At 37.2% G+C, this 13149-nt stretch carries 12 protein-coding genes; 5 read left to right on the plus strand and 7 right to left on the minus strand.

Annotation, left to right across the window (positions count from 1 at the left end; genetic code table 11):
• Positions 1–492, minus strand: a 492-nt coding sequence (locus MLE13_RS16205) for a citrate/2-methylcitrate synthase (protein ID WP_276323974.1), incomplete at its 3' end; no start/stop codon positions are given.
• Between the two features lie 458 nt (positions 493–950).
• Here MLE13_RS16205 and MLE13_RS16210 point away from each other — a divergent pair.
• Complete coding sequence (locus MLE13_RS16210; RefSeq protein WP_240750777.1) at positions 951–2249, plus strand: L-lactate MFS transporter; 1299 nt, start codon at positions 951–953, stop codon at positions 2247–2249.
• 195 nt (positions 2250–2444) lie between these two features.
• Here MLE13_RS16210 and pgeF read toward each other — a convergent pair whose 3' ends face one another.
• From pgeF to MLE13_RS16230, 4 genes are all read right to left on the minus strand, one after another.
• The gene (gene pgeF, locus MLE13_RS16215; protein ID WP_240750778.1) at positions 2445–3209 is read right to left on the minus strand and encodes a peptidoglycan editing factor PgeF; all 765 of its coding nucleotides are present in this window, start codon (positions 3207–3209) and stop codon (positions 2445–2447) included.
• 117 nt (positions 3210–3326) lie between these two features.
• On the minus strand, positions 3327–4457 hold the full coding sequence (ald, locus tag MLE13_RS16220) for an alanine dehydrogenase (RefSeq protein ID WP_240750780.1): 1131 nt from the start codon (positions 4455–4457) through the stop codon (positions 3327–3329).
• A 119-nt stretch (positions 4458–4576) separates the two neighbouring features.
• The gene (locus tag MLE13_RS16225) at positions 4577–5809 is read right to left on the minus strand and encodes a PucR family transcriptional regulator (RefSeq protein WP_240750781.1); all 1233 of its coding nucleotides are present in this window, start codon (positions 5807–5809) and stop codon (positions 4577–4579) included.
• Between the two features lie 168 nt (positions 5810–5977).
• Positions 5978–6664 (minus strand): GIY-YIG nuclease family protein, encoded by a 687-nt coding sequence (locus tag MLE13_RS16230; protein ID WP_240750782.1) that lies wholly within the window; start codon positions 6662–6664, stop codon positions 5978–5980.
• Positions 6665–7356: 692 nt separating this feature from the next.
• Between MLE13_RS16230 and MLE13_RS16235 the strand changes: the two genes are divergently transcribed.
• Positions 7357–8817, plus strand: coding sequence for a PTS mannitol transporter subunit IICB (locus MLE13_RS16235; RefSeq protein ID WP_240750783.1), 1461 nt, complete (start codon positions 7357–7359; stop codon positions 8815–8817).
• A gap of 37 nt (positions 8818–8854) precedes the next feature.
• Positions 8855–9292, plus strand: a complete 438-nt coding sequence (locus MLE13_RS16240; protein ID WP_240750785.1) for a PTS sugar transporter subunit IIA — start codon at positions 8855–8857, stop codon at positions 9290–9292.
• Positions 9293–9604: 312 nt separating this feature from the next.
• On the opposite strand, the gene MLE13_RS16245 is transcribed toward MLE13_RS16240, so the two are convergent.
• A complete protein-coding gene (locus MLE13_RS16245) occupies positions 9605–9772 on the minus strand; it encodes a hypothetical protein (protein ID WP_240750786.1) in 168 nt (55 codons plus the stop codon).
• Between the two features lie 266 nt (positions 9773–10038).
• Positions 10039–10728, minus strand: a complete 690-nt coding sequence (locus tag MLE13_RS16250; RefSeq protein ID WP_240750787.1) for a TetR/AcrR family transcriptional regulator — start codon at positions 10726–10728, stop codon at positions 10039–10041.
• Positions 10729–10900: 172 nt separating this feature from the next.
• On the opposite strand from MLE13_RS16250, the gene MLE13_RS16255 reads away from it, so the two are divergent.
• On the plus strand, positions 10901–11632 hold the full coding sequence (locus MLE13_RS16255) for an SDR family oxidoreductase (protein ID WP_240750789.1): 732 nt from the start codon (positions 10901–10903) through the stop codon (positions 11630–11632).
• A gap of 23 nt (positions 11633–11655) precedes the next feature.
• Positions 11656–13128, plus strand: a complete 1473-nt coding sequence (locus tag MLE13_RS16260) for an aldehyde dehydrogenase family protein (protein ID WP_240750790.1) — start codon at positions 11656–11658, stop codon at positions 13126–13128.
• Positions 13129–13149: the final 21 nt, after the last annotated feature.

Consider the following 13149-nt stretch of genomic DNA (forward strand, 5'->3'; position numbering starts at 1 on the left):
CAATTCGCCTGATAACATGTACAAGAAGTTCGCCGCAAAGCTTAAATCTGTTTTCGGTGCAATCGGTTCTTGGCCGTTACGAATGCGACCGAAAGCCGTTACCAAAGTTGAAATTTTTGCTTGGATTTTGATGGCTTTGCGGTAGTTTGCTTCCGGTTCCATCACTTCAGCTTCTTCGTCAAACAAGCCAAGCATGGATACGGCTGTACGAAGTGCCGCCATTGGGTGCACGTTTTTGATGTCGTATGTTTTAAAGTGATCTAACACAGCTTGTGGAACGGCCATGTTGTCCGCCAATTGTTGCTTCAATTCCGCTAATTCAGCTGCTTTCGGCAAACGTTGATGCCATAACAGGTAAATCACTTCTTCAAAGCTAGCATTTACGGCTAAATCATCGATATCATAGCCGACATATGTAAGTGTGTCATCAATGATCGAACTGATCGCGGATTGTGTTGCTACTACACCTTCTAAACCTTTTGTTGTTGTCAACTAAATCTCTCCTTTTTGAATCTGTAATAGTAAAGCGTTTACATTTTGAAATAAATACTTATGTCCTTATGAAACAAATTATGTAAGAGAAATAAATGTGTCTAATTTGTGCTATTTGTTTACTGTAACTTATATTTGTGGAAATTTTTAAAAAATTGACTGTTATTATATATTCTTTGACTAAAACAGCGAAATTGATGGTTGAAACAGAATATAAATCTTACTCACTGATTTTATTGGCTAAAGAGCGGGATTGAGGTAAATACACTATTTTAAAATTAAAAAAATATTTTTTTAAGGTAATTTCTTCCTAGAGACTACTGGGTTTTTCTCAAGAATTTAGGTTAGATGAATTTTATATTTTCAAAAAACTAATTGTTTTATTTTGGATATGCCTGTATTCTCTTTAGAATCACCTCTGGAATTAGCTGGGGGATTTAGACAAGGGAGGATATACGATGACAAAAACAAAAAACAGGTGGTTGATTGCTCTTGCAGCAATTGCGATCCAATTATCAATCGGAGCAGCTTATGCTTATAGCGTTTACACGACACCAATCAGCAATGAAATGGGTTGGACAGCTAAAGAAATTACATATGCATTTACAATTATGATGGCACTTGGCGGCATTTCGGCTGCGTTTTTCGGAGGCTTTGTCGAAAAGAATGGGCCACGCAAGTCCGCGATTTTAGCTGCGTTTTTATTTGGTTTTGGTCAGGCGGGTGCAGGATTTGCTATTCAACTCGACTCGTTAGTCATGTTTTTACTAACATATGGTTTGCTAAGCGGACTAGGTTTAGGGATAGGCTACATCGCACCAATTTCTACGCTTGTCAAATGGTTCCCAGATCGTAGAGGCTTGGCAACAGGAATGGCTGTAATGGGTTTTGGGGCAGGAGCACTTATTACTGCACCAGTAGCTGCTAATTTAATTGGGTTATTCGGAGTCAGTTCGACTTTTTACATGCTAGGAATTAGTTATTTTATTTTAATTTTAATAGGTGCATCGTATATCGCACCACCTCCAGCAAGCTGGATGCCACAAGGTATGCAACAAGCAATCGATTCTGGGAAAAAAGTAATGAAAAAAGATTTAGCACAATTGACAGCTAAAGAAGCCGTGAAAACTCGTCGCTTCTGGATGGTCTGGTCGATGATGTTAATCAATGTTAGTGCCGGTATTATGATTATTTCTGTGGCATCACCCATGTCACAAGAACTGATTGGTTTATCAGCAGCTGGTGCTGCAACTTTAGTGGGGGTTATGGGGATTTTTAACGGCGGAGGAAGATTAGGATGGGCTGCAATTTCTGATTATATTGGCCGTCCAACCGTTTTTACTATTTTCTTTGGACTCCAAATTATTGCTTTTACGATGCTTCCAAACATCACGAATGTCTTGATTTTCCAAGTGTTAATACTAGTTATTGTAAGTTGTTATGGTGGTGGATTTTCCAATCTACCAGCATTTGTAGGAGATCTTTTTGGAACAAAACAGTTAGGTGCAATTCATGGGTTTCTATTAACGACTTGGTCATTAGGCGGCATTATTGGACCTGCAATCGTATCGCAAATTCGCGAGCGCACCAATAGTTATGAACCAGTGTTTTATGTTTTTATCGTACTAGTATCTATTGCTTTCCTGATATCATTGTTGATCCGTTGGGACATAAAACGAATTGAAGGAAACTTGAAATCTGAGAATGTTAAAGATGTATCTCCAAATGGTTTAAATTTGCAAAGTGACAATAATTAATAGTGAAAAATGAGTGTTTCTATTAGTTGAAAATGATTTAAAAGATACAGCTTATTATTTTTTATTTTGATTCTTTATTCCTGTTTCCATAATGTGATAAAAGGTAATAAGGACCGTTTTTAAAATCGTATAGTAGTGTGCTAAATGAAAAAATCATTCCTTCAATTTTGAGGGAATGATTTTTTTGTGAGAAAACTATTGGTTTTTTGTCATAGCAAAAATCAAATGCCTGCCACATTTTCGATCTTGACGGTAAGAAAATCCATCAGAATTTAAAAACGTACATGTAGAATCAATGCGAATTTGACTAGAAGGAATTCCGGCAAGTTCGCATTGTCTTTTTACAGTAGCCTGGTTGTCGATATGGTATTTATTCGTAGACGAATTAAAATACATAAACTCACTAGCGTATCCTAAATCTTCAAACTTTAAATAAACATCTCGGTCGACTTCAAACTGTTGTTGACTAATAGATGCGCCTATTTGAATCTCTAAATCAGTTGGATTGCATTGTTCTACGGAAATTATGTGCTTAAGAAGTTTAAGTGTAATTTCTTTCACAGTGCCTTGCCATCCGGAATGAATGACACCAATTAATCCCGTTTTTTTATCGTGAATAATAACAGGAGCACAATCGGCTGCAAAGCTACACAACAAAACTCCCGTATCAAAAGTATACAAACCATCCGTATCAGACATGGCGGTTTCGACTGTATATGCGCCACTTCCTTTATGTTGTTTAGTGACGCGTCGGAAGTTAGCGCTATGTGTTTGTTGTGTGCAAATAAAATCACCAAGTGATACATCTAGGGATTCTGCTAATTTTTTTCGGTTTGATAAAATTATCTCTGTGTTTTCGCAAGCATGCAAAGCCATATTATTGTTTTCAGGAGCAGATAGGTCTTTTAATGTCATGCCAGATACAAAATTTTTGTTGTTCCTATAAAGTTTTACTTTCAATGTCATCACCTTTTTAAATATAAAATAAGCTAAAACAGATGTACAGCAATATGAAATAGTTTAAAGATAAAAAAAGACAGCCCAGCTGCACTATAGAGCGGGACTGTCTAGTTGCTATTAAATTGACGTTGTAGACTGTGCAAGAGCTTCAACAGCTGTTATAAATTCAAAGCCTAGATCTTTCGCAACAGCTTCATATGTCACGTAACCATTAGCTGTGTTAACACCAAGCATTAATGCTGGATTTTCTGCAATAGCTTTGTGCACGCCTTTATTAGCCATTTGAAGTGCATATCCAACAGTAACGTTTGTTAACGCAATTGTTGAAGTGCGTGGAACTGCTCCAGGCATATTAGCTACAGCGTAATGAACCACACCGTGTTTAACGTAAGTTGGGTTATCATGAGTCGTAATGCGGTCAGTAGTTTCAAAAATTCCACCTTGATCGATAGCAATATCTACAATGACAGTTCCAGGGTTCATGGCTTTAACCATGTCTTCAGTTACTAGTTTAGGTGCTTTTGCTCCAGGGATTAACACAGCCCCAATAACCAAATCAGACTCTTTGACCGCTTCTGCGATATTGAATGGATTGGAAATCAATGTCGTGACATCATTTCCGAAAATATCATCCAATTGGCGAAGACGCTCAGGACTCAAATCAATGATTGTTACTTGTGCGCCAAGACCAATAGCCATTTTCGCTGCATTTGTTCCAGCAACTCCACCGCCAATAATGGTCACTTTACTGCGTTGTACACCAGGTACGCCGGATAAAAGAACACCTTTTCCGCCGTAAATTTTCTCGAGAAACTGAGCGCCGACTTGTGAAGCCATTCTACCAGCAACCTCACTCATTGGTGTTAATAATGGAAGTGTACGATTAACTGAAACAGTTTCATAAGCAATTGCCGTTACTTTATTGTCTACAAGTGCTTGTGTCAAAGCAGGTTCAGCTGCAAGGTGCAAGTACGTAAACAATAGTAAGTCTTGACGGAAGTATTGGTATTCAGAAGAAACAGGCTCTTTTACTTTCATAACCATTTGAGCAGACCAAGCTTCTGCAGCTGTCTCCACAATTTTAGCGCCTGTAGCTATATAATCAATGTCCGTAAAACTAGATCCAAGACCTGCACCTGTTTCGATGATAACTTGATGACCAGCTCTTACAAAAGCATCGACACCGGCTGGCGTAATGGCCACTCGGTTTTCGTTATTTTTAACTTCTTTAGGAATTCCAATAATCATTGATGTGTCCCCCTTAAAACGAATGTGAAGATATCCATAAGTATAAAGGAAAGCCTACTATACTGCATTGGGTAGAAAGAAGAAAGATGAGCATTCCTTTTGTGAAATTTCACAAAAGGTTATTTATTCTTCATTTTTCGTGCCATTAAATCAAGGTAAATACCTAGTTTTTCGTGAACATTCGTCAAATCAATCTCACCAATTTCTGCTACGCGCTTCATTCTATAATGCAAGGTATTGGTATGGACAAATAATTTCTTCGCTGCCTCGTTCATATTACTGTCTTGTTGAATAAAGACTTCTAATGTCTTTAAGAAATTCGATTTGTGCTGTTTGTCATAAGCTCTAATCTTGCTGATTGCCGGATGTTCATCAGGCAATTGTTGTTGGATCAAATCGATATACAAAAAAGCACCTAGTTGGCTATAATGGAATACATTTTCGAGCTCTTCAGGAAAAACCTTTTTCAGTTCGAGCACTTTTTGCGCTTCTTGATAACTCGTCATAGCTTTGCTGAAGTCACTATACCCTTTGCCAGAACTGCCTTTAACACCCAAAATAGAAAAGCGGTTCGCTATTTCAGAAGTAAAGTATGTGATGAAACTGTCGAAAGCTGTAGCATCAGACTGGGATGGGTGGGGAGAGGCAATTAAAATCAATTCATTGTCCATCAATACAAGAAAATGATTGGTTATTTTTTGGCTAGTCGTAATTAAATAGGAAATTTGCTCTTCCATTGCTTGTGTAATATCTTGTTCAAAATAAAACACAAGTACAGTGAAATGATTTGGTATTTTGAGATGAAGTTCATGAACTTGTTCATAAATTTCATCTCGATTTTTAAATTGACCTGTTAAAAGCTGCCACAAAAACTCTTGATAGTTTTCTTCTTTCCGTTTACGATTTTGTTGAATTTTAGCCATTAAAGGGATCGCGACAACAGCTGCATCTTTCAGATGCTCTAATTGTAGGTGACTTAATTTTTTTGGACCTTCGACTACCCAAATATAGCCTAAAATTTCATTGTTTTTTCGGATGGCTATCGCTACACGATCACGAAGTCCGATATCGTCAATATGCGGAATGCGCAAAGCGCTATCTGATTGTATTAGTTTTGGAATAATGCCTTCTTTCCAAAGGCGATTGATGACTTTCTCAGGAACTCGCTGTGAAATGATGGTTCCGATTCGCGCAGGGTCTGCATCAACCCCATGAGAACTATAAGCATTTAAACGGTGATTAGTATCTTCTATTGTTGCAGGGCATCCTAAATGTTCTTGAATACTGTCAACAAGTTCTTTTAAATCGAAAAATGGTTTTTTAAATGGATTTTTATGCGATATTTCTTCCATAGAGCAGCTCCTTTAGCGATTATGCTGATCTTAACCGTAGTATTGGTTTCTATCACCAGTATAACGAAAAATAGCATCTTCCTCTAGGGTATTATAAGAGGAAGGTGCTATGGATCCGATGGACAAATAAGAAAATCAAAGAGAATCGCTGTATACGTGTAGAAAGAATTATTTTTTTGTAAGGACACCACTTTCTACCAAATTGTTTAAAGCGCTATTATTTTTGAATCTGAAATACACACTCAAGCGATTTAAGTCTTTTTGTGTCCATTTAGAGTAAGAGACATTGAGTTCATATTCTTGTTCAAGTTTCCTAATTAATGTTTTGGCAAACTCAATTTGTTTTAAGGTCAACGGCTTTTCTTCCGTTTTTGCTTTATTAGCTGTTAGCTGCTTAGTTACTTCTAAAGGGGGACTTATCGTTTTATGAATTTTATCCGTATAGTGTCCATTTGTTATCCAAGCAAGATCTTCTCGAGTTAAGTTAAACCATTCACCTTCAAGTTGTTTATCTAAAAAATATTCATGAAAAGCAAGCTCTGTTTGATGATGATCTGCAGACTTAATAAGGAAAATTAGTTTGTTTTCAAAAGGAAGCTTTACATTAAAAACATTCTTCCGTTTGTCGATGTGTTTAGTCTTGCCAATTTTAAAGGAACCAGTCATGTATTCTTGGACGAAATACACATAGCCTGGTGCTTTTCCGGTAAGTGTAGGAAGCTGTATAATATAATCCAATTCTTGTTGGTTGGGTTCGAATAAGAATATTTTATCCGTATTGATTTTTTTAACTGAAGCTTTTGTGGAATGAACATTTGGGGAAGCAACAAATTTACTAAAAATTTTTTTGAACATTTCAAAACCTCCTTATGCTATTTAAAAAATTATTACTTTCTTTTAATTATAGTACAAATCAGATGGAATAAGAGGATAGAAGTTCAAAAAATGTAAATTAAATTCCTAACATGGATGAGGATGGAAATATGTGAGTTAATGTTATTTATTATTTGCGATAAGTTAAATTAAGATAGGAAGGGTTAAATGAATAAACGCTAGGAAATGATAGTTACAAATTCAGTTTTGAAGAATTTCTAACGTAGTCTCATTACTTACTTTTATTTTTGTAATCGTTTTTTGTTTAACTAATTGGATTCGTTACCTGAAAAATATGCAAAGCTAGCCTACAAAAGACCTGAGCATTTTTTCTAATATAAATTAAATAGTAGGCAATTCAATTTTGTCTAGAATCTGATTTATTTGTCTTTCAGTAAATAAACTTCATAAAAAGACTGATTATTCAGATAAAAAGAACAAAATATCTAAAAAATATGATATTATTTTAGTGAAGGGCTTTAAAGAGTGCACAAGCATAGTACGAAAAGAGGTGAGAATAAATTAGTCTGTCACGTTGATATACACATAATTGAGACTGCACTCTTTATTTACTATCTGTTGATAAGTTGATTTTGAAAGTCCTCATGTTAATAAGAAACCTCTACACTCGTCTTGTTGTTTAATACAACTAATTTTGGAAGAGAGGGATTTATATGGCTGAAGGTAGAAATCGCGCACGAATCCAACGTTTTGGAAGTCATTTAAGTGGCATGATCATGCCGAACATTGGCGCATTTATCGCTTGGGGTCTTATCACTGCACTGTTTATTCCTGCTGGTTGGTGGCCTTATGCACCGCTCGCTGCACTTGTTGGGCCGATGATTATTTATCTACTACCATTACTAATCGGTTTTACCGGTGGACGACTTGTTTATGATTTTCGTGGCGGTGTTCTTGGAGCAACGGCCACAATGGGGGTCATCGTTGGATCAGATATTCCAATGTTTCTCGGTGCCATGATTATGGGGCCGCTCGCTGGATATCTCATGAAAAAAATTGACCAACTCTTTTTAGACAAAATTCGTGCTGGATTTGAAATGCTTTATAACACTTTTTCTGCCGGGATATTAGGCGCAATATTGGCAGGGATTGCAGTTCTTGGTGTTGGTCCAATTGTAAATTCATTAGTCAACAGCTTAGCAAATGGAGTAGAATTTACAGTCAATAATGGACTGTTACCATTAGCCAGTATTGTTATCGAACCAGCAAAAATACTGTTCCTTAATAATGCGATCAATCACGGATTTTTAAGCCCGCTTGGTGTAGAACAAGCAGCAACTAACGGAAAATCAATTTTGTTCTTGCTGGAAACGAATCCTGGACCCGGGTTAGGGATTTTGTTAGCCTTTACTATTTTTGGTAAAGGTATTTCTAAAAGTTCAGCACCTGGTGCTATCATCATTCAATTTCTCGGTGGTATTCATGAAATTTACTTCCCGTTCGTTTTGATGAAACCGTTATTAGTATTAGCGGTTATCGGTGGTGGGATGAGCGGAGTTTTCACTTTTGTTTTACTTGATGCCGGCCTCGTTGCAACACCAGCTCCTGGTAGTATCTTTGCCTTGCTCGCGCTAACTCCACAAGGTAACTATTTAGGCGTGGTTCTTGGCGTTTTAATTGCTGCAGCTGTTTCTTTCACCATTGCATCGATTATTTTAAAAACAACAAAAGACGTTGAAGAAGATTTAACGGTCGCAACTGGCAAAATGGAAGAAATGAAAGGTAAAAAAAGCTCTGCTAGTGAATTTTTAACTCCAGGTGCAGCAACAACATCTGATGGTGATGTGTTGCACGAAGCAGGAGTAGTAACATCAGCTCCTGGTATAAAAGCGACTGAAGATGTGCGTCGTGTCGTATTCGCTTGTGATGCAGGAATGGGTTCAAGTGCTATGGGAGCGTCCATATTGAAAAACAAATTCAAGAAAGAAAATATTGATATTCCAGTTACCAATACCGCTATAAGTCAGTTACCCGAAGACGCTGATATTGTAGTCACTCACAAAGATTTGACGCCACGGGCAAAAGAAAAATTGCCACAAGCGGAACATATTTCTGTAGAAAACTTTATGAATAGCCCGGAATACGATAAATTGGCGCAGCGTCTAAAAAAATAAATGCTAAAACGAGCAAAATTTAATAGGGGTGATCGAAATGGCAAAAGCAGTCTTGGACCGTGAAAATATTAAATTAAATGTTTCAATCGCTACGATGGAGGAAGGCATCCGGTTTACTGGTGGGATATTAGTAGACAATGGTTATGTGGATGCAGGTTATATTGACAAAATGTTAGAGCGGGAAGAAATGGCATCTACTTTTATGGGGAATAGCCTAGCTATTCCTCACGGTACAGAAGAAGCGAAAGCTAATGTTCTGCAGACGGGCATTTCAGTAGTCACAGTACCAGAAGGAGTGGATTTCGGTAACGGCAATATGGCAAAAATATTGATCGGCATTGCTGGTAAAAACAATGAACATCTTGATATTCTTTCGAATATTGCTATCGTATGTTCTGAAGAGGAAAATATCGATAAAATCCTTAATGCTCGTACAGAAGAAGAAATTATGGCTTTGTTTAGCGATGTGGGATAAGTTTAATTTATTCTTTTAGTGAAAATAATGACCTCCTTTAACTGAGGCCAAACTTTTTCAGATATTTCGATTTGGTAATAGTTTGTTCACATTTACTTTGTATACTGAAACTACAAAAGTTTATGGAGGATGATGAAGATGAGTGGGACCTTATGTTGTACAGTCGGAAAAATCCAAAAAGCTAGCGAAATCGTTGAAAATCTGAAAAAGCAGGGCATTAAAGCAGAGGTATGCAAAAAATCTAAAATGTTATAAGAATTTAAAAACCTCGTTTGCCAACAAGGCAAACGAGGTTTTTAAATGAAGAGCGATTTAATAACTGAGTGCTTTTTCATACATCCATCTTTTCAAGTTGCCGATTGAGTTAAAAGAGATGGCTTCGCCTGTTTCCTTATGTTCCGCTTTTACGATGACATCGAATTCATTAGGGGTAAACAACCAACCGTCCTCCACTAATGCACGTGTCATCTTTACAATCATGCTTGAGCCTCTTATAGAATTTAGGTTCATTTTGACCATCTCCTTTTCTCGGGGGTTAAAGTATAGTATATTCTATTTGTCTGAATTATCAAACTATATTTCGGAGGTAGAGTTAAACTCCATTGTTTTTCAATTCTATTCCCGTCGATTCAAAAATCCAAACGTTTAAATTTAAATTTTTTAAAAAAAACGTAGCCCCAATTACTGACAACGTTTTAGATGTGTGCCAATAGTAAAGCACTATTTTCATTTTGAAAACTAATTTTTCAATTATCTATACGTGCGAGTATGTCGCTGTTTTTGCCTAATTGATTAACAATAACTCTCACGGCTTTTTCTATATATTCATCTTTGCCGGTTTTTAACGCAGTAGGCGTGAAGCTTCTGCGTTTCATCATTTCATAATAGCCATACATACCTTCTTCTAACGATATGCCTTTTTCTACTAAAAATGAAGAGTTTAAAATTTTTTGCAAAGCAGCTTCATCTTGTTCGATAATTAAAGAAGGAATAAGTGGGTTAAAATCACCATCACTTATGCCATTTTCATAAAATGAATGGAGTATTATGAGTCGCTCATTTGCTACGTTTATTTGCCGTTCATAATAATTTGGACATTCTGACTTTAACTCATTTAAATATATTTCTGAAGCATACACGGTTGAAAAAACGGATTGTTCAAAGACAGCTGGCAATCGTCGAATGTATGGATAGCGCGCGTTATTGATAAATTGATTAGATCTTGTTAAATAGTCAATATAAATTTCAGTTACTTCTTGGATGATGTCTTCTTTAGATGCGAAAAAATTATACAATGATGCACGACTAATGCCCATTAAACGTGCCAAATCTTGAATAGTTAATGAGATAAATCCTTCAGTGCGAACAGTGTCCATGATTTTTTCTGCATAAGAACGTCGCATCATTTGACGTTCTTCAGGTGAAATTTTCCGCATATAAACACCCCCATCTTGTGAAAATTATAACACAAGAAAAGCCTGTAGAGATGGATATTTTCGCTATTTTGTTTAATCTATGAGGTACTTTGGGTAAACAGTTAAGATGTATTTAATAAATGAATACTTTTTAGATAACACACCTCAAATATTGAAATGGAGTTGATCTCAAATGACAAAAACAGCAATTATTACTGGAGCCAGTAGTGGGATTGGACAAGCAACGGCAAAAGAGCTTGCATCAAAAGGGTATCATGTCATGTTAGCCGCTAGACGAGAAGATCGTTTAGTGGAATTAAAAAAAGAAATCGAAGATGCTGGCGGTTCAGCACAATACAAAGTGACGGATGTAACGTCTGCAGATGAGATGAAGTCTCTTGCAGAAGCTGCGTTAGAAAAAACCGGCAATATTGACGTTCTGGTAAATAATGCAGGTTTGATGCCACTGTCGTTTATGAATAAGTTGAAAATAGATGAATGGGATCAAATGGTCGATGTGAATATTAAAGGGGTTCTTTATGGAATTGCTGCTGTTTTACCGATTATGGAAAAGCAGAAGTTCGGTCATATTCTAAACGTTTCTTCTGTAGCTGGTCACCAAGTCTTTAAAGGAAGTGCGGTATACAGTGGTACAAAATATGCTGTTCGTGCTATTTCAGAAGGCTTACGCCAAGAAATCGATCCAGCAAATGAAATCCGCGTGACCATCGTATCACCAGGAGCGGTAGAGACAGAACTGACAAATACCATTACAGATGAAGATGTATTAAATAGCTTTAAAGAAGGTGGCAAGATGACGATGCTACAAGCACAGGATATTGCGAATGCGATTTCTTATGCGGTAGAGCAGCCGTCGCATGTTGATGTCAATGAGATATTAATTCGTCCAAGACAACAGCCTTAAACTATAAAGAATGGAGCGATCAGATGAAAACCGATTATTCGAAAATTTATATAGATGGTGAATGGACTACCGGATCTAGTGATAGTCAGATGAAAAATACCAATCCATTCACAGGGGAAGAGCTAGTTACAACGCAAGCTGCTGATAAAAGCGATTTAGATAAAGCTTATAAAGCAGCAGCAAAAGCACAAGTAGCATGGTCGAAAGAATTGCCACAAAAGAAACAAGAAGTATTGGAAAAAGCATTAGAAGTCATGCAAGAAAACAAAGAATTGATTATCGATTGGCTTGTTAAAGAAGCTGGTAGCACAGTGTTTAAAGCAACTGCTGAATTTGGCGTCTCGGTTAATATTCTCAAAGAAGCAACGACTTTCCCTTTCCGAATGGAAGGCAAAATACTTCCTTCCCGACAAGCAGGTAAAGAAAATCGAGTTTATCGCAATTCGATTGGTGTCATTGGCATCATCAGTCCATGGAATTTCCCATTCCATTTGGCGATTCGTTCGATTGCACCTGCAATTGCAACAGGTAATGCAGTAGTTATCAAACCGGCAACGGATACTCCTGTAACGGGTGGACTGTTATTTGCAAGTATTTTTGAAGCAGCTGGATTGCCTAAAGGCTTATTAAATGTAGTTGTTGGCCGTGGTTCTGAAATAGGCGACGATATTGTAACGCATCCAATTCCCCGATTAATTTCTTTTACTGGTTCAACGCCTGTAGGAAAACACATCGGAGAGTTAGCTGGAGGCGCATTAAAGAAAACTGCGTTAGAGCTTGGCGGTAATAATAACTTTATTGTTCTAGATGACGCTAATGTTGATCAAGCGGTTGATTCTGCTTTATTCGGTAAATTTTATCATCAAGGTCAAATTTGTATGTCTATCAACCGTATTTTCGTACATCGAGATCTGTATGAAGAATTTGCAGAACAATTTACTGCTCGAGCCGGTAAATTGAAATTTGGTAACCCGACTGAAGAAGGTACGCAAGTCGGTCCATTAATCAACCGTGATCAAGTAGACCGAATTCTTAAAGACATCGATGCAACTGTCGAACAAGGTGCCAAAGTTCGTCTTGGTGGCAAGGCAGATGGCAACGTTTTAGAGCCTACTGTATTAACAGAAGTGACAAATGATATGCCGCTTGCTAAAAATGAAATTTTTGGACCTGTAGCAATTTTGATCCCATTTGATAGCGATGAAGAAGTGATTGAAATGGCAAATGCTTATCCATTTGGCTTAAGTGGTGCTGTTCATTCTGCGAATATTGAGCATGGCACGAATATCGCTCATCAAATTCATACAGGCATGATTCACGTTAACGATCAACCAGTCAACGATGAAGCCCATATGCCGTTTGGTGGAGAAAAAGATTCAGGTCTCGGTCGCTTTAACGGAGAATGGGTATTAGAAGAGTTCACAACTTTGAAATGGTTATCCGTTCAACACGGGCGCAGCGAATATGGTCCATTTGTTAATGCTACAAAAAAATAACTACTTGTTGAACCGACAACT

Source organism: Planococcus halocryophilus (assembly GCF_022489025.1).
In the GTDB taxonomy this organism is placed as follows: Bacteria; Bacillota; Bacilli; order Bacillales_A; family Planococcaceae; genus Planococcus; species Planococcus halocryophilus_A.

Bases quoted from the DNA above. Each gene is read 5' to 3' on its own strand.
- MLE13_RS16210 (WP_240750777.1), top strand. From the start codon at position 951: ATGACAAAAACAAAAAACAGGTGGTTGATTGCTCTTGCAGCAATTGCG.
- MLE13_RS16260 (WP_240750790.1), top strand. From the start codon at position 11,656: ATGAAAACCGATTATTCGAAAATTTATATAGATGGTGAATGGACTACC.
- ald (WP_240750780.1), bottom strand. From the start codon at position 4,457: ATGATTATTGGAATTCCTAAAGAAGTTAAAAATAACGAAAACCGAGTG.
- MLE13_RS16245 (WP_240750786.1), bottom strand. From the start codon at position 9,772: ATGATTGTAAAGATGACACGTGCATTAGTGGAGGACGGTTGGTTGTTT.
- MLE13_RS16240 (WP_240750785.1), top strand. From the start codon at position 8,855: ATGGCAAAAGCAGTCTTGGACCGTGAAAATATTAAATTAAATGTTTCA.
- MLE13_RS16255 (WP_240750789.1), top strand. From the start codon at position 10,901: ATGACAAAAACAGCAATTATTACTGGAGCCAGTAGTGGGATTGGACAA.
- MLE13_RS16230 (WP_240750782.1), bottom strand. From the start codon at position 6,664: ATGTTCAAAAAAATTTTTAGTAAATTTGTTGCTTCCCCAAATGTTCAT.
- MLE13_RS16235 (WP_240750783.1), top strand. From the start codon at position 7,357: ATGGCTGAAGGTAGAAATCGCGCACGAATCCAACGTTTTGGAAGTCAT.
- MLE13_RS16225 (WP_240750781.1), bottom strand. From the start codon at position 5,809: ATGGAAGAAATATCGCATAAAAATCCATTTAAAAAACCATTTTTCGAT.
- MLE13_RS16250 (WP_240750787.1), bottom strand. From the start codon at position 10,728: ATGCGGAAAATTTCACCTGAAGAACGTCAAATGATGCGACGTTCTTAT.